The sequence below is a fragment of the Huaxiibacter chinensis genome (assembly GCF_022171985.1).
Lineage (GTDB): Bacteria > Pseudomonadota > Gammaproteobacteria > Enterobacterales > Enterobacteriaceae > Enterobacter > Enterobacter chinensis_A.
On the sequence record NZ_JAJVHF010000002.1, the window covers coordinates 395,597 to 411,059 of the forward strand.

General features: G+C 54.5%; 15 protein-coding genes and 1 other annotated feature. Of the genes, 12 read left to right on the top strand and 3 right to left on the bottom strand.

Features of this window, described 5'->3' with window-relative positions:
* Positions 1-4: 4 nt before the first annotated feature.
* From creB to creD, 3 genes are read left to right on the top strand one after another with little or no spacing between them, the layout of a single operon-like run.
* Positions 5-694 carry a two-component system response regulator CreB gene (gene creB / locus LZP96_RS07730; protein WP_064324748.1) on the top strand — a complete coding sequence of 230 codons (690 nt, stop codon included), beginning with the start codon at positions 5-7 and terminating at the stop codon, positions 692-694.
* Entirely contained in the window at positions 694-2,118 is a 1,425-nt protein-coding gene (gene creC, locus LZP96_RS07735) for a two-component system sensor histidine kinase CreC (RefSeq protein ID WP_064324749.1), read from the top strand. Before creB ends, creC begins: the two co-directional genes overlap by 1 nt.
* A gap of 57 nt (positions 2,119-2,175) precedes the next feature.
* A complete protein-coding gene (gene creD, locus LZP96_RS07740; protein ID WP_064324750.1) occupies positions 2,176-3,528 on the top strand; it encodes a cell envelope integrity protein CreD in 1,353 nt (450 codons plus the stop codon).
* Positions 3,529-3,571: 43 nt separating this feature from the next.
* On the opposite strand, the gene arcA is transcribed toward creD, so the two are convergent.
* Positions 3,572-4,288, bottom strand: a complete 717-nt coding sequence (gene arcA / locus LZP96_RS07745) for a two-component system response regulator ArcA (RefSeq protein ID WP_064324751.1) — start codon at positions 4,286-4,288, stop codon at positions 3,572-3,574.
* 95 nt (positions 4,289-4,383) lie between these two features.
* On the opposite strand from arcA, the gene yjjY reads away from it, so the two are divergent.
* The 7 genes from yjjY to LZP96_RS07780 all read left to right on the top strand — a co-directional run bounded on the left by yjjY (position 4,384) and on the right by LZP96_RS07780 (position 11,156).
* Positions 4,384-4,524 carry a YjjY family protein gene (gene yjjY / locus LZP96_RS07750; RefSeq protein WP_086870418.1) on the top strand — a complete coding sequence of 47 codons (141 nt, stop codon included), beginning with the start codon at positions 4,384-4,386 and terminating at the stop codon, positions 4,522-4,524.
* 399 nt (positions 4,525-4,923) lie between these two features.
* Positions 4,924-5,610 carry a tRNA/rRNA methyltransferase gene (locus LZP96_RS07755; RefSeq protein ID WP_064324752.1) on the top strand — a complete coding sequence of 229 codons (687 nt, stop codon included), beginning with the start codon at positions 4,924-4,926 and terminating at the stop codon, positions 5,608-5,610.
* Between the two features lie 210 nt (positions 5,611-5,820).
* Complete coding sequence (gene thrL / locus LZP96_RS07760; RefSeq protein ID WP_071892486.1) at positions 5,821-5,889, top strand: thr operon leader peptide; 69 nt, start codon at positions 5,821-5,823, stop codon at positions 5,887-5,889.
* Positions 5,828-5,946, top strand: a sequence feature (Thr leader region). Its footprint overlaps the gene before it by 62 nt.
* A 24-nt stretch (positions 5,947-5,970) precedes the next feature.
* Complete coding sequence (gene thrA / locus LZP96_RS07765; RefSeq protein ID WP_064324753.1) at positions 5,971-8,433, top strand: bifunctional aspartate kinase/homoserine dehydrogenase I; 2,463 nt, start codon at positions 5,971-5,973, stop codon at positions 8,431-8,433.
* A 1-nt stretch (position 8,434) separates the two neighbouring features.
* A complete protein-coding gene (gene thrB, locus LZP96_RS07770; protein WP_064324754.1) occupies positions 8,435-9,364 on the top strand; it encodes a homoserine kinase in 930 nt (309 codons plus the stop codon).
* 3 nt (positions 9,365-9,367) lie between these two features.
* On the top strand, positions 9,368-10,654 hold the full coding sequence (gene thrC / locus LZP96_RS07775; RefSeq protein WP_064324755.1) for a threonine synthase: 1,287 nt from the start codon (positions 9,368-9,370) through the stop codon (positions 10,652-10,654).
* A 217-nt stretch (positions 10,655-10,871) separates the two neighbouring features.
* Positions 10,872-11,156 carry a DUF2502 domain-containing protein gene (locus LZP96_RS07780; protein WP_064324756.1) on the top strand — a complete coding sequence of 95 codons (285 nt, stop codon included), beginning with the start codon at positions 10,872-10,874 and terminating at the stop codon, positions 11,154-11,156.
* Between the two features lie 86 nt (positions 11,157-11,242).
* Here the strand turns inward: LZP96_RS07780 and yaaA are convergent, their stop codons facing one another.
* Both yaaA and LZP96_RS07790 read right to left on the bottom strand, forming a co-directional pair.
* A complete protein-coding gene (gene yaaA, locus LZP96_RS07785) occupies positions 11,243-12,016 on the bottom strand; it encodes a peroxide stress protein YaaA (RefSeq protein ID WP_064324757.1) in 774 nt (257 codons plus the stop codon).
* 66 nt (positions 12,017-12,082) lie between these two features.
* A complete protein-coding gene (locus tag LZP96_RS07790; protein WP_064324758.1) occupies positions 12,083-13,513 on the bottom strand; it encodes an alanine/glycine:cation symporter family protein in 1,431 nt (476 codons plus the stop codon).
* Between the two features lie 271 nt (positions 13,514-13,784).
* Between LZP96_RS07790 and tal the strand changes: the two genes are divergently transcribed.
* On the top strand, positions 13,785-14,738 hold the full coding sequence (gene tal / locus LZP96_RS07795; RefSeq protein ID WP_064324759.1) for a transaldolase: 954 nt from the start codon (positions 13,785-13,787) through the stop codon (positions 14,736-14,738).
* Between the two features lie 110 nt (positions 14,739-14,848).
* The gene (gene mog / locus LZP96_RS07800) at positions 14,849-15,436 is read left to right on the top strand and encodes a molybdopterin adenylyltransferase (protein ID WP_064324760.1); all 588 of its coding nucleotides are present in this window, start codon (positions 14,849-14,851) and stop codon (positions 15,434-15,436) included.
* Positions 15,437-15,463 lie beyond the last annotated feature (27 nt).

Below are 15,463 nucleotides of genomic sequence, written 5' to 3' on the forward strand. Positions count from 1 at the left end.
GGCAATGCAGCAACCGTTGATTTGGCTGGTGGAAGACGAAGTCAGTATTGCAGAGACGCTCGTCTATATGCTGTCGCAGGAAGGGTTTGCGGTGAAAACCTTTGAACGCGGCTTGTCGGCCCTGGATGAAGCCCGTCTTCGTCCGCCTGCACTGGCGATCCTGGACGTGGGTTTACCCGATATCAGCGGTTTTGAGCTGTGCCGTCGCCTGTTGGCACTCCATCCTTCCCTGCCGGTGCTGTTCCTCACCGCGCGCAGCGACGAGGTGGATAAATTACTCGGCCTGGAAATGGGCGCCGACGATTACGTGGCCAAACCGTTTTCGCCGCGTGAAGTCTGTGCCCGCGTGCGGACCATCCTGCGACGGATGCAGAAATCCACCGTGCCGACAGACATTGTGCGTATCGGACACTTTGAGCTTAACGAGCCTGCGGCGTATATCAGCTGGTGCGGTAAACCCCTGACCTTAACCCGCTATGAGTTTTTGCTGCTCAAGACCCTGCTGCTCTCCCCGGGGCGCGTCTTTTCCCGTCAACAGTTGATGGACCAGGTCTGGGGCGATGAAGGGGACAGCTTTGATCGCACCGTGGATACGCATATTAAAACCCTGCGGGCGAAGCTACGCGCTATCAATCCCGATCTGTCGCCGGTCAGTACCCATCGCGGAATGGGCTACAGCCTGGGGTTAATGTAATGCGAATTGGCATGCGCCTGTTGCTGGGGTATTTCCTGATCGTGGCGATCGCCGCCTGGTTTGTGCTGTCGATTTTTGTGCAGGAAGTGAAGCCTGGCGTCCGGCGGGCAACGGAGGGGACGTTAATCGATACGGCGACGTTGCTGGCTGAAATTGGCCGGGACGATCTGCTGTCCGGTTCCGCACAAAATGGTCAGCTGGCGCAGGCCTTTTCACGGCTTCATCAGCGTCCTTTGCGCGCGAACATTGCCGGTATTCAGAAGGTACGTAACGAATATCATGTCTATATGACTGATGCGCAGGGCAGGGTGGTGTTCGACTCTGCCGGTAAAGCGCCTGGTCAGGATTATTCTCGCTGGAATGATGTCTGGCTCACGCTCCGGGGCAAGTATGGCGCACGGAGTACGGCTGCCCATCCCGACGATCCGGAAAGTACGGTGATGTACGTTGCCGCGCCGATAATAGATCGGGGGAGCATCATTGGGGTGCTTTCCGTGGGGAAACCGAACCTCGCGATGGCCCCCGTGATCCATCGTAGCGAACGCCGCATTTTGTGGGCGGGCGGCGCGTTACTGGGGATCGCGCTGTTGATCGGCGCGATCGTGGTGTGGTGGATCAACCGCTCAATTGGCCTGCTGTCGCGTTATGCCGATTCGGTCACCCGTGACTCCCCGTTGCCTTTGCCTGACCCGGGAAGCCGTGAACTGCGCAAGCTGGCACAGGCGCTGGAAAATATGCGTCTGCGCCTCGAAGGCAAAAAAGAGATTGAGCATTATGTTCACGCCCTGACGCACGAGCTGAAAAGCCCGCTGGCGGCAGTGCGTGGTGCCGCAGAGATTTTAACTGAGCAGCCCCCGCCGCAGGTTGCCTCGCGGTTTATTGATAATATTCTGGTGCAAAATGCGCGCATGCAATCGCTGGTTGAAAAGCTGCTGACCCAGGCGAGGCTTGAAAACCGCGTCGAGATTGCGCCGACGACGATCGACACTGGAACCTTATTCACCCGTTTACATGAAACGCGTTCTACCTCACTTTCGGCGAAACGGCTGCATCTGAAGATCGATTCCCCCTCGCTACAGCTGGTGGGCGACGCCGATTTGATCGAGCAGGCTTTAGGTAACCTGCTGGATAATGCGATCGATTTCACGCCTGAAGGTGGAAGCCTTGTCCTGGCGGCGCAGGCCACGTCAGCAGGGGTAGCCCTCAGCGTGGTCGACAGCGGCACCGGGATTCCTGATTACGCGCTGCCCCGCATCTTTGAGCGTTTTTATTCGCTTCCCCGCGCCAATGGCGTAAAGAGCAGCGGGCTGGGGCTTGCCTTCGTTCAGGAGGTGGCACGTCTGCATCAGGGGGAGATAGTCTTGCATAATCGCCCGCAAGGCGGCGTGAAAGCCACCCTGACACTTCACCGTCCCTTCACATAACTTCAAACTGACCGCACATGGCCTCGTTAAGCTCCTGCCATCACAAAGGAGAAGGTCATGAAAAAATCCCCCCTGTTCTGGAAAATCTGCACCCTGTTAGGGTGCATCCTGCTGTTGTTGGTCCCACTGATGATGGTGGGTAATTTAATTGCGGAACGCGTGAGCTATCGCCATAGCGTCGAAGAGGCGTTGCGGAAAAGCACCAGCGGCTCACAGCAGTTAACCGGCCCGGTCATCGCCATTCCCGTGACGGAAATCTTTTACCGGATTGAAGATAAAAAAGAGGTCGAGCACAAGCGCAGTTATCTCCATTTTCTGCTGCCAGAATCCCTGTTAATTGACGGCAGCCAGCACGTTGAGTCACGCAATATTGGTATCTATGACGGACAAATCTGGAGCTCGGATCTTACGCTCAAGGCCCAATTTAACCCTGAAAAGCTGGCGTCCTTAAAAGGCGAAACGATCGCGCTTGGGCAGCCTTTTATCGTGGTGAGCGTGGGAGATGCCCGGGGTATAGGGGCCGTAACGGTCTCGAAGGTGAACGGCGAAACGCTGCCCATTGAGCCTGGTTCGGGTGTGGCAGGCGATCTGCCCGGTATTCACATTCCGTTGACGCAGAAAATGCTCGAGGGTAAATCGTTCGCGCTGGAGATGTCCCTTAAACTGAACGGTACCGGAAGTCTTGATATCGTTCCGGTAGGACGCAACAGCGCGCTTAACCTCAGCAGCAACTGGCCTCACCCGGGCTTTATGGGAAATTATTTGCCCGTGAAGCATGAGATCAGCGATTCCGGTTTTCAGGCCCACTGGGAGAGCACCTGGTTTGCTAACGACCTTGAAAGCCAGTTTAGCGCTCAGGAAGGACCCGAATGGCGGCAACTCCCGGCCTTTAGCGTGATGGTGGCAACGCCGGCCGATCAGTACCAGCTCACCGATCGCGCCATTAAATATGCCATTTTGCTGATTGCCCTGACCTTTATGGCGTTCTTTGTCTACGAAACCCTGACTCATCTGCGTCTGCATCCGATGCAATATCTGCTGGTAGGGCTGTCGCTGGTCCTGTTCTATCTGGTTCTGCTGGCGCTGTCTGAACACATTGGCTTTACCCCGGCGTGGATCGTGGCAAGCCTGGTTGCAGCGCTGATGAATGGCGTGTATCTGCAGGCCGTACTAAAAGGCTGGGCACGAAGCGGCCTGTTCGTGGCGGCATTGCTTGGTCTGGATGGGGTGATGTGGTGTCTGCTACGGTCGGAGGACAGTGCGCTGCTGCTCGGCTCAGGTGTACTGGTGCTGGCGCTGTTTGCGGTGATGTATCTGACTCGCCACTTTGACTGGTATTCGCTTTCGCAGCCGAAACGTCCGCTGCCGTCAGGGGCGCCGGACGATGATACGTTAAGGATCTGGAAATAAAAAACGGCGCGTAAGCGCCGTTTTTACTGTATGAAAAGCGGAATTATTCCTGCAATTCGCCGCAGAAGCGGTAACCTTCGCCATGAATCGTGGCGATGATTTCAGGTGTATCTGGTGTGGATTCGAAGTGCTTACGAATACGACGAATGGTCACATCAACAGTACGGTCGTGTGGCTTAAGCTCACGGCCGGTCATTTTCTTCAGCAGTTCTGCACGGGACTGGATCTTGCCCGGATTTTCGCAGAAGTGCAGCATGGCGCGGAATTCACTGCGCGGCAGCTTATACTGTTCGCCGTTAGGGCTGACCAGTGAACGACTATTGATATCGAGTTCCCAGCCGTTGAATTTATAGCTGTCAACGCTGCGACGCTCTTCGCTCACGGTACCGAGGTTCATGGTACGGGACAGCAGGTTGCGTGCACGGATGGTTAATTCGCGCGGATTAAACGGCTTGGTGATGTAGTCATCTGCGCCAATTTCCAGGCCCAGAATTTTATCGACTTCATTATCACGGCCTGTCAGGAACATTAATGCGACGTTCGCCTGTTCACGCAGCTCGCGCGCCAGCAGAAGGCCGTTTTTCCCGGGCAGGTTGATATCCATAATCACCAGATTGATATCATTTTCAGAAAGGATCTGATGCATTTCTGCGCCATCGGTCGCTTCAAAGACATCGTAGCCTTCTGCTTCGAAAATGCTCTTCAACGTGTTGCGTGTTACCAACTCGTCTTCAACGATAAGAATGTGCGGGGTCTGCATGTTTGCTACCTAAATTGCCAACTAAATCGAAACAGGAAGTACAAAAGTCCCTGACCTGCCTGATGCATGTCGCAAATTAACATGACCGGGCTAACGTGACTAAAGTACGTAATTGCGTTCTTGATGCACTTTCCATCAACGTCAACAACATCATTAGCTTGGTCGTGGGCACTTTCCCTCTGAACCCGACAGTGTCAAAAACGGCTGTCATCCTAACCATTTTAACAGCAACATAACAGGCTAAGTGACACCGGACACCCAATAAAACTACGCTTCGTTGACATATATCAAGTTCAATTGTAGCACGATAACACTTTGATGAAATCATCGTATCCGAATGGTAGCCTTTGTCACAAATTTTCAATAAACCAACTAGTTGCGGATCTTGATTAATAAACGATGTGAATCCAATTCAAAAAGCGTATCGGTGCCCTTATTATCATTAGTAAACATAAGGATAAGCAGCTTCTGTTAACATTATCTCTGATAGTACCGTCTCAGAACAGTTTAGCCTTTTTAATTTTTACTGAAACGCGATTTCGGTGATTTGTGTTGCAAATTTGTAAATTCGCGCTGCGTAATATGTTGAAGCGCATCACATTTTTCCCCGCTAACTGATTAGAAAGAGAACATAAATGCACTTATCGATAGTGCTGGTTTCGCCAGCAAGAGCAGAAAATATTGGCGCCGCCGCCCGGGCAATGAAGACGATGGGTTTTACCGATCTGCGTATTGTTGCCAGCGAAGCACATCTTGAACCTGCGGCGCGCTGGGTTGCCCACGGCTCGGGGGAAATACTTGATAATATAACAACTTACGCGACGCTGGCCGATGCGCTTCAGGACGTGTCTTTCACCGTTGCGACCACGGCGCGGAGTCGGGCAAAGTTTCATCATTACGCCACGCCGGATGAACTGCTGCCCATACTGACGGAAAAAAGCGGCTGGTTACCCAGGGCTGCGCTGGTGTTTGGTCGTGAAGATTCCGGTCTCACAAACGAAGAACTGGAGCTTGCAGACGTGTTAACCGGCGTGCCGATGGTGGCGGATTATCCCTCACTTAATTTAGGCCAGGCGGTGATGGTGTATTGCTATCAATTAGCGTCCTTAATGCAAATTACGACGCCTGCTCCGAATACCGCCGATGAAAACCAGCTGCGGGCATTACGTTCACGCACCCGGGCGTTGATGTCTCGCCTGGACGTCGCGGACGATCAAAAACTGGCTGACTGGCTGCACCAGCGTCTGGGGCTTCTGACACAGCGAGACACGGCAATGCTGCATCAATTGCTGCATGACATTGAAAAAAAACTGCCAGAATAAAATTCTGTGATATTTTTTCAATATGGTTGAAGGGCCTGTTTATAAGGGTTGCAACTGGACGTTTCTGGATGAAAGTAAACGGGTCGCAGCGCGTCGGCAGAGGCGCGCAAACACTGAGCAATTTAAAAATTAATTGACTTAAGATGCCGGATACTTTAACCCTAAAAGAATACAGGACAGACAGATAATAATGACAGGCACACAACATCCATGAATCGCATCAGCACCACCACCATTACAACAACCATCATCATTACCACAGGTAACGATGCGGGCTGACGCGTAACAGGAAAAACAGAAAAAAGCCCGCACCTAACCAGTGCGGGCTTTTTTTTCGGCTAAAGGAAATGAGGTAATACCATGCGAGTGTTGAAGTTCGGCGGTACATCAGTGGCAAATGCAGAACGTTTTCTGCGCGTTGCCGATATCCTGGAAAGCAATGCCAGGCAGGGGCAGGTTGCGACCGTCCTCTCTGCCCCGGCGAAAATAACCAACCATCTGGTGGCGATGATTGAAAAAACCATCGGTGGTCAGGATGCCCTCCCGAACATCAGCGACGCCGAGCGTATTTTTGCCGAACTGCTTCAGGGGCTGGCGGAGATGCAGGCGGGGTTCCCGCTTGCCCAACTGAAGGCCTTTGTGGAGCAAGAGTTTGCTCAGATTAAACACGTTTTGCATGGCATCAGCCTGCTGGGGCAATGTCCGGACAGCATCAATGCTGCGCTGATCTGCCGTGGCGAAAAACTCTCTATCGCGATCATGGCTGGCCTGCTGGAAGCCCGTGGTCACCGCGTCACCGTTATCGATCCCGTAGAAAAATTGCTGGCCGTAGGACATTACCTCGAATCCACCGTGGATATTGCCGAATCCACCCGCCGCATCGCCGCCAGCAAAATTCCGTCTGACCATATGATTCTGATGGCGGGCTTTACCGCCGGAAACGAAAAGGGCGAGCTGGTTGTGCTGGGGCGCAACGGTTCAGACTACTCCGCTGCCGTGCTGGCTGCCTGCCTGCGTGCCGACTGCTGCGAAATCTGGACGGACGTCGACGGCGTCTATACCTGCGATCCACGCCAGGTGCCGGATGCCAGACTGCTCAAGTCCATGTCTTATCAGGAAGCGATGGAGCTGTCTTACTTTGGCGCGAAAGTGCTTCATCCACGTACGATCTCGCCTATTGCGCAGTTCCAGATCCCATGCCTGATCAAAAACACCGGTAACCCACAGGCACCGGGTACGCTGATTGGAGCCAGCCATGATGAGGAGGACCTGCCGGTAAAAGGCATTTCAAACCTGAATAATATGGCGATGTTCAGCGTGTCTGGCCCGGGCATGAAAGGGATGGTAGGCATGGCGGCGCGCGTCTTTGCCGCCATGTCACGCAACGGGATCTCGGTCGTGTTGATCACCCAGTCCTCTTCGGAATATAGCATCAGCTTCTGCGTTCATCAGGGTGATTGTTTGCGTGCCCGCCGTGCGCTGGAAGAAGAGTTCTATCTGGAGCTGAAAGAGGAGCTTCTGGAGCCGCTGTCGATTCAGGAGCGGCTGGCGATCATCTCCGTGGTCGGCGACGGGATGCGGACGCTGCGCGGGATCTCCGCGAAATTCTTTGCCGCGCTGGCTCGCGCCAATATCAATATCGTGGCGATTGCTCAGGGTTCTTCTGAGCGTTCGATTTCGGTGGTGGTGAATAACGACGATGCGACCACCGGTGTACGCGTGACGCATCAGATGTTGTTCAATACCGATCAGGTGATTGAGGTCTTCCTGATTGGCGTCGGCGGTGTCGGCGGCGCGCTGCTGGAGCAGTTGAAACGTCAGCAGACCTGGCTGAAGAGTAAGCATATCGATCTGCGCGTGTGCGGGATTGCCAACTCCCGGGCGTTGCTGACCAACGTTCACGGATTAAGCCTGGAGAACTGGCAGGCTGAGATGGCCGAGGCCAAAGAGCCGTTTAACCTGGGGCGTCTGATCCGTCTGGTGAAAGAGTACCATCTGCTGAATCCGGTGATCGTTGACTGTACCTCGCATCAGGCGGTGGCGGATCAATACGCAGATTTCCTGCGCGAAGGCTTCCACGTGGTGACGCCGAACAAAAAGGCGAACACCTCGTCGATGGCCTATTACCACCAGCTGCGTCTTGCGGCCAGTAAATCACGGCGTAAATTCCTCTACGATACCAACGTGGGGGCGGGCCTGCCGGTGATCGAGAACCTGCAAAACCTGCTTAACGCAGGGGACGAACTGCAGCGTTTCTCGGGGATCCTCTCCGGCTCGCTGTCGTTTATCTTCGGCAAGCTGGATGAAGGGATGAGCCTGTCAGAGGCGACCCGCGCCGCGCGTGAGCTGGGCTATACCGAACCGGATCCCCGCGACGATCTGTCCGGGATGGACGTTGCGCGCAAGCTGTTGATTCTTGCCCGCGAAACCGGTCGCGAGCTTGAGCTTTCGGATATCGTCATTGAACCTGTGTTACCAGACACGTTCGACGACAGCGGAGACGTGGCCGACTTTATGGCCCGTTTACCGGCGCTGGACGATGAGTTTGCCGCCCGGGTCGCGAAAGCCCGTGATGAAGGCAAGGTATTGCGCTATGTTGGCAACATTGAAGACGACGGCGTCTGCCGCGTGAAGATTGCTGAAGTGGACGGTAACGATCCGCTGTACAAAGTGAAAAACGGCGAAAACGCCCTCGCGTTTTACAGCCACTATTATCAGCCGCTGCCGTTGGTGTTACGCGGGTACGGCGCAGGGAATGATGTGACGGCGGCGGGCGTGTTTGCCGATCTGTTGCGTACCCTGTCATGGAAGTTAGGAGTTTAAGATGGTCAAAGTGTATGCCCCGGCTTCCAGCGCCAATATGAGCGTCGGATTTGACGTACTGGGCGCGGCGGTTACGCCGGTGGATGGGTCGCTTCTGGGCGATACGGTCACGGTCGACGCGGCGGAGAGTTTTAGCCTCACCAACGTGGGCCGCTTTGCCAGCAAACTGCCCGTGGAGCCGCGAGAAAATATTGTTTATCAGTGCTGGGAACGCTTCTGCCAGGAAATCGGCAAAAACGTTCCCGTCACGATGACCCTTGAAAAAAGCATGCCGATTGGCTCGGGGCTGGGATCCAGCGCCTGTTCAGTCGTGGCCGCCCTGGTGGCGATGAATGAATACTGCGGCAAGCCGCTGAATAACAATCGTCTCTTATCCCTGATGGGCGAGCTGGAAGGCCGTATTTCCGGCAGCATTCATTACGACAACGTCGCCCCCTGTTTCCTGGGCGGCATGCAGCTGATGATTGAAGAAAACGGCATCATCAGCCAGCAAGTGCCAGGCTTTGATGAATGGCTGTGGGTGTTAGCCTATCCGGGGATCAAAGTCTCTACCGCGGAAGCTCGCGCGATTCTGCCCGCGCAGTATCGTCGACAGGACTGCATCGCGCATGGCCGGCATCTGGCCGGGTTTATTCATGCCTGTTATACCCGTCAGCCTGCGCTAGCCGCGAAGCTGATGAAAGATGTGATTGCCGAGCCATATCGCACCAAACTGCTGCCGGGCTTTAATGAAGCGCGTCAGGCATCGATGGATATGGGCGCACAGGCATGCGGGATTTCTGGCTCAGGCCCGACACTCTTTGCACTGTGCGATAAGCCGGACACCGCGCAGCGCGTGGCCGACTGGCTGACTAAACACTACCTGCAAAATCAGGAAGGCTTTGTTCATATTTGCCGTCTGGACACGGCAGGCGCACGAGTACTGGGATAAACGATGAAACTCTATAACCTTAAAGATCATAACGAGCAGGTCAGCTTTGCGCAGGCCGTGACGCAAGGATTGGGCAAAAATCAGGGGCTGTTTTTCCCGCACGATCTGCCTGAATTTTCGTTGACCGAAATCGACGACATGCTGAAGCAGGATTTTGTCAGCCGTAGCGCTAAAATCGTCTCCGCCTTTATCGGTGAAGAGATTCCGCAGGAGCTGCTGGAAGAGCGTATCCGCACGGCATTTACCTTCCCGGCGCCGGTTAAATCGGTTGAACCTGATATTGGCTGTCTGGAGCTGTTCCATGGCCCGACGCTGGCGTTCAAAGACTTTGGCGGCCGCTTTATGGCGCAAATGCTGACCCACATCAGCGGCGACAAACCGGTGACCATTCTGACCGCAACTTCCGGGGATACGGGGGCAGCGGTCGCGCATGCCTTCTACGGTCTGAAGAACGTGCGCGTCGTCATTCTCTATCCTAAGGGTAAAATCAGCCCGTTACAGGAAAAACTGTTCTGCACCCTGGGCGGCAATATTGAAACGGTGGCCATCGACGGAGACTTTGATGCCTGCCAGGCGCTGGTCAAGCAGGCCTTTGATGACGAAGAGCTGAAAGCCGCGCTGGGCTTAAACTCGGCTAACTCCATCAATATCAGCCGTCTTCTGGCGCAGATTTGCTACTACTTCGAAGCGGTGGCGCAACTGCCTCAGGAAGCACGCAATCAGCTGGTGATCTCCGTTCCGAGCGGTAATTTCGGCGATCTGACCGCGGGCCTGCTGGCAAAATCGCTGGGTCTGCCGGTGAAGCGTTTTATCGCCGCGACCAACGCCAACGACACGGTGCCGCGCTTCCTTAAAGACGGTACGTGGGCACCGAATGCAACCAAAGCCACGCTCTCTAACGCGATGGACGTGAGCCAGCCGAACAACTGGCCCCGCGTCGAAGAGCTGTTCCGCCGCAAGATTTGGCGACTGGGCGATCTTGGCTATGCGGCAGTCACGGATGAAACCACCAAAGCCACGATGCGTGAGCTGAAAGCGGTAGGCTATACCTCTGAACCGCATGCGGCGATTGCCTATCGTGCGTTGCGCGACCAGCTGAATCCGGGCGAATATGGCCTGTTCCTGGGCACTGCGCACCCGGCGAAGTTCAAAGAGAGTGTGGATGAGATTCTGGGCGAGTCCCTTCCGCTGCCAAAAGAGCTGGCGGAGCGCGCAGACCTGCCGCTGCTGTCGCATGAACTGCCTGCGGATTTTGCCGCGCTGCGTAAGTTGATGATGACGCGCGGGTAAGATCGGCGCGTCGATAACCTTTTTAGGCCGGGTAAGGCGCAGCGTCTCCCGGCTTTTTTGTGAAGAAATTAAGGAGAAAAAAAGCAGGAAAAATGCAGAAATGCCCAATAAATGCGGTCACTTAGAGAATAGGATTGCAGAGAATAACATCCCCGGTTCCCCTCACGTAACCTTCAGTTATCGGCCCATGTCGGGCAAGAATATGAAGGAGTCACCTATGTCTAAACTGAAACCTGCACTTATCGCGCTTTCACTGATGCTGGTCGCTCCCATGGCGGTACAGGCATCTGAAATCACTCTTGTGCCAGCGGTGAAACTGCACATTGGCGATCAGGATAATCGAGGACACTACTGGGACGGCGGTCGCTGGCGCGATCATGACTGGTGGCGCTCGCATTACGAATGGCGCGAGAATCGCTGGCATCCGCATGATGAACATCGCGATCGTCACGATCGTGGTCACGAAGACCATCATCCGGGGAAAGAGTGGAAGCACCGTTAAGGGAGGGTATCGTCCGGGTCTCTTACGCCAGCCCTCTCCCAACGGGAGAGGGTACGCCTTCATCCGAAGAAAGAGGCTATCGGGCGCTACTGCTCGTGCCGCTTGAACACCATCTCACCGTTCGCTGAGGCCTCGGCATCAAAGAAATATCCCTCACTGTCAAACGTCTTAAGCTGTTCGGGTTGAGTGAGGCGATTCTCTATGATGTAGCGGCTCATCAGCCCGCGCGCTTTTTTAGCGTAGAAGCTAATCACCTTAAACGTGCCGTTCTTTTCATCCAGGAAAACCGGCTTAATGATTTGTGCGTCCAGCTTTTTCGGCTTCACCGATTTGTAATATTCGTCGGAGGCCAGGTTAATTATCACGTCATCGCCCTGGGCTTTAAGCGCCTCGTTAAGCTTTTCAGTGATGATATCGCCCCAGAACTGGTAAAGATCTTTGCCTTTGGCGTTTTCGAAGCGGATACCCATCTCAAGACGATAGGGTTGCATCAGATCCAGAGGGCGCAGCACGCCGTACAGACCAGACAGCATGCGCAGATGGGTTTGAGCAAAGTCAAAATCCGCTTCGCTGAAAGTTTCTGCCCGTAAGCCCGTGTAGACATCGCCTTTAAAAGCGAGAAGCGCCTGGCGCGCATTTGACGGCGTAAAATCAGGCTGCCAGTCATGGAAACGGGTGGCGTTAAGATCGGCCAGTTTGTCGCTGATGCTCATCAGCTTGCCGATTTGCGGGGCGGACAGTTTACGCGCCTCGTGAATCAGCTGTTGAGAGTAGTCCAGCAGTTCAGGCTGGGTATAACGCTCGGTGGCGAGAGGGCTTTGATAATCGAGCGTCTTAGCAGGTGAAATTAAAATCAGCATATCCAGTCCTTGCAGGAAATTTAGGGCGACTTTAGCAAAAAAACGGCCTGAATTGATCGATGACTGCTATTGCCGCGGCAAATCATCCCAGCTACCAGGCGCAATTTGCGACTCGATTTCCGGGTAACGCGTGGCATCAAAAACGGGGGGGACGCCCAGTTTTCGCTGGCGCAGATAGTCCCTGGCAATCAGCGTCACGACGGGCGAAAGCAATAAAATGGCGGTCAGGTTGGTGATAGCCATCAATGCCATGATGACATCGGCCAGCTGCCACACCAGCGGCAGGCTCATAACCGATCCCATTAACACCATGAGGGCAATACTGGCCCGCAGCATCCAGCGCGTTGCGCGCGAATCCAGCCGCAAAAAGATCAGATTATTTTCCGCATAAATGTAGTTTGCCACGATGGAGCTAAAGGCAAATAACAACACGACAAGTGAGACAAACTCAGCGCCCCAGGCCCCGGAAAGGGTGGTCAGCGCCTGCTGAATCAACTGTACGCCAGCGGAGTGCTCATCATGAGGCATAGGCCCGGCGAGCAGAATAATCATGGCGCTCGCACTACAGATGATTATGGTATCGGTAAACACGCCAATCATCTGCACAATGCCTTGCGCAGCCGGGTGAGGGGGCCATGACGCCGCCGCCGCTGCCGCATTGGGTGTCGATCCCATACCCGCCTCATTGCAGAACATCCCGCGATGAAAGCCGGCTGTCAGCGCCTGGCTGATGGTATAACCCAGCGCCCCTGCGGTGGCTTCTCGCCAGCCAAAGGCACATTTAAAGATGGTGGCGATAACCGTCGGGATCTCGCCCGGATGCATAAGCATAACGATGATGCTGGCGGTCACCCATACGACCGCCATTATGGGGACAAGCCATTGCATCAGACGGGCGACACGTTTAATGCCGGTGATCATCACCAGCAGCGCGACAAGGGCCAGCCCAGACCCCGTAAGCCATTCCGGTATCGCGAAGGCATAGTGCAGCGCATGCGAAACGGAGTTAGCCTGAACCGTGTTAAATATCAGCCCGTAGGCCAGCAGCAGAAAGAGGGAGAAGAGAACTCCCATCCAGCGCATTCCCAGGCCCCGCGCCATATACCACGCCGGTCCGCCCCGGAACTGGCCGGTTTTATCGCGTTCTTTATACAGTTGAGCGAGTGAGCATTCCGCAAACGAGGTGGCCATACCAATAATGGCCGTCACCCACATCCAGAATACCGCCCCGGGCCCGCCTGCGCCGATGGCTAAGGCCACGCCTGCCAGATTCCCGCTCCCGACACGGGCGGCAAGACTGGTGCATAATGCCTGAAAGGAGGTCAATCCGCCTGGCTGGGGCGTGACGCTGTTTTTCAGACTTTTGCCAAACTTACGAATATAACGAAACTGGATAAAGCCACTGCGCAGCGTAAACCAGATACCGGCTCCCAGAAGCAGGTATATCATGACCGAGCCCCAGAGGACCTCGTTGATAAAATAAAAGAAATCAGGCATTAACGTCCCTCTGTTGATGCCAAATGAAAAAGGTAAGCGCTTCCAGTTATTGAGCACGCTGTTAATTAGCAGCCTGTTAATATTGCGAGTTTACCATACTCTCCCTCAGTACACCCCAAGCGCACGGTCTGCGGTTGCGCTGCTATTCCGTCGTGTTATCATCAGGGCAGACCGGTTACATCCCCCTAACAAGTAAACCTGTCATTTTTCCGTTGCTGGCATGCTGTCGGTAGCGTGAATTATCCAGGGCACGTAAAAGAGAAACACTATCATGACGGATAAATTAACCTCCCTTCGTCAGTTCACCACTGTTGTAGCTGACACTGGAGATATCGCGGCAATGAAGTTGTATCAGCCGCAGGATGCCACCACCAACCCTTCTCTGATCCTGAACGCCGCACAGATCCCTGAGTATCGCAAACTGATTGACGACGCAGTGACCTGGGCAAAAACGCAGAGCAGCGATCGTGCTCAGCAGGTTGTGGACGCGACGGACAAACTGGCCGTAAATATCGGTCTGGAAATCCTGAAACTGGTTCCGGGTCGTATTTCTACCGAAGTGGACGCGCGTCTGTCCTACGACACCGAAGCCTCTATCGCTAAAGCGAAACACCTGATCAAGCTGTACAACGATGCGGGCATCAGCAACGATCGTATCCTGATCAAACTGGCCTCTACCTGGCAGGGTATCCGCGCGGCAGAACAGCTGGAAAAAGAAGGCATCAACTGTAACCTGACGCTGCTGTTCTCCTTCGCGCAGGCGCGTGCTTGTGCAGAAGCCGGTGTTTACCTGATCTCTCCGTTCGTTGGCCGTATTCTGGACTGGTACAAAGCCAATACCGATAAGAAAGAGTACGCGGCAGCGGAAGATCCAGGCGTGGTGTCTGTGACTGAAATCTACGAATACTACAAGCAGCACGGCTACGAGACCGTCGTGATGGGTGCAAGCTTCCGTAACGTAGGCGAAATCATTGAGCTGGCTGGCTGTGACCGCCTGACCATTGCACCTGCACTGCTGAAAGAGCTGGCAGAGAGCGAAGGCGCTATCGAGCGTAAACTGTCCTACACCGGTGAAGTGAAAGCGCGTCCAGAACGCATCACGGAATCCGAGTTCCTGTGGCAGCACAACCAGGATCCAATGGCTGTAGACAAACTGGCAGACGGTATCCGTAAGTTTGCTGTAGACCAGGAAAAACTGGAAAAAATGATCGGCGACCTGCTGTAATCATTCCGCGTGACCGGATCCCCGGTCACGCGACCTCTTGCCTCCTCTGTCTGAATTTCCCCTCTGCGTGTATCATTCCTCTTAATCAGTACTTTTTGAATGGAATGGATATGAATACCTTACGCATCGGCTTAGTCTCGATTTCTGACCGCGCTTCAAGCGGTGTCTACGAAGATAAAGGCATCCCCGCGCTCGAAGCCTGGTTGGACAGTGCGCTCACCACCCCCTTTGACATCCAGACCCGTCTGATCCCGGATGAACAGGCGATCATCGAACAGACGCTGTGCGAGCTGGTGGATGAAATGAGCTGCCATCTGGTGCTGACGACCGGCGGTACCGGCCCCGCGCGCCGTGATGTCACCCCGGATGCCACGCTGGCGATAGCCGACCGTGAAATGCCCGGCTTTGGCGAACAGATGCGTCAGATCAGCCTGCGCTTTGTCCCGACGGCCATTCTTTCCCGACAGGTTGGGGTGATCCGTAAACAAGCGCTGATCCTCAATTTACCCGGCCAGCCGAAATCGATTAAAGAGACTCTGGAAGGGGTGAAAGAGGCCGACGGCACGGTCGTCGTACCAGGGATTTTTGCGAGTGTACCTTATTGTATACAACTGCTCGAGGGGCCTTATGTTGAGACCGATCCTCAGGTCGTAGCAGCTTTTCGCCCAAAAAGTGCACGCCGCGAAACAATCTCCTAAATTTTCTGCTTTTCTGACATAAGCTAC

What these genes read in the sequence shown, in the direction of transcription:
- creB (WP_064324748.1), top strand. Translation starts at nt 5, where the DNA reads ATGCAGCAACCGTTGATTTGGCTGGTGGAAGACGAAGTCAGTATTGCA.
- creC (WP_064324749.1), top strand. Translation starts at nt 694, where the DNA reads ATGCGAATTGGCATGCGCCTGTTGCTGGGGTATTTCCTGATCGTGGCG.
- creD (WP_064324750.1), top strand. Translation starts at nt 2,176, where the DNA reads ATGAAAAAATCCCCCCTGTTCTGGAAAATCTGCACCCTGTTAGGGTGC.
- arcA (WP_064324751.1), bottom strand. Translation starts at nt 4,288, where the DNA reads ATGCAGACCCCGCACATTCTTATCGTTGAAGACGAGTTGGTAACACGC.
- LZP96_RS07755 (WP_064324752.1), top strand. Translation starts at nt 4,924, where the DNA reads ATGCACTTATCGATAGTGCTGGTTTCGCCAGCAAGAGCAGAAAATATT.
- thrA (WP_064324753.1), top strand. Translation starts at nt 5,971, where the DNA reads ATGCGAGTGTTGAAGTTCGGCGGTACATCAGTGGCAAATGCAGAACGT.
- thrB (WP_064324754.1), top strand. Translation starts at nt 8,435, where the DNA reads ATGGTCAAAGTGTATGCCCCGGCTTCCAGCGCCAATATGAGCGTCGGA.
- thrC (WP_064324755.1), top strand. Translation starts at nt 9,368, where the DNA reads ATGAAACTCTATAACCTTAAAGATCATAACGAGCAGGTCAGCTTTGCG.
- LZP96_RS07780 (WP_064324756.1), top strand. Translation starts at nt 10,872, where the DNA reads ATGTCTAAACTGAAACCTGCACTTATCGCGCTTTCACTGATGCTGGTC.
- yaaA (WP_064324757.1), bottom strand. Translation starts at nt 12,016, where the DNA reads ATGCTGATTTTAATTTCACCTGCTAAGACGCTCGATTATCAAAGCCCT.
- LZP96_RS07790 (WP_064324758.1), bottom strand. Translation starts at nt 13,513, where the DNA reads ATGCCTGATTTCTTTTATTTTATCAACGAGGTCCTCTGGGGCTCGGTC.
- tal (WP_064324759.1), top strand. Translation starts at nt 13,785, where the DNA reads ATGACGGATAAATTAACCTCCCTTCGTCAGTTCACCACTGTTGTAGCT.
- mog (WP_064324760.1), top strand. Translation starts at nt 14,849, where the DNA reads ATGAATACCTTACGCATCGGCTTAGTCTCGATTTCTGACCGCGCTTCA.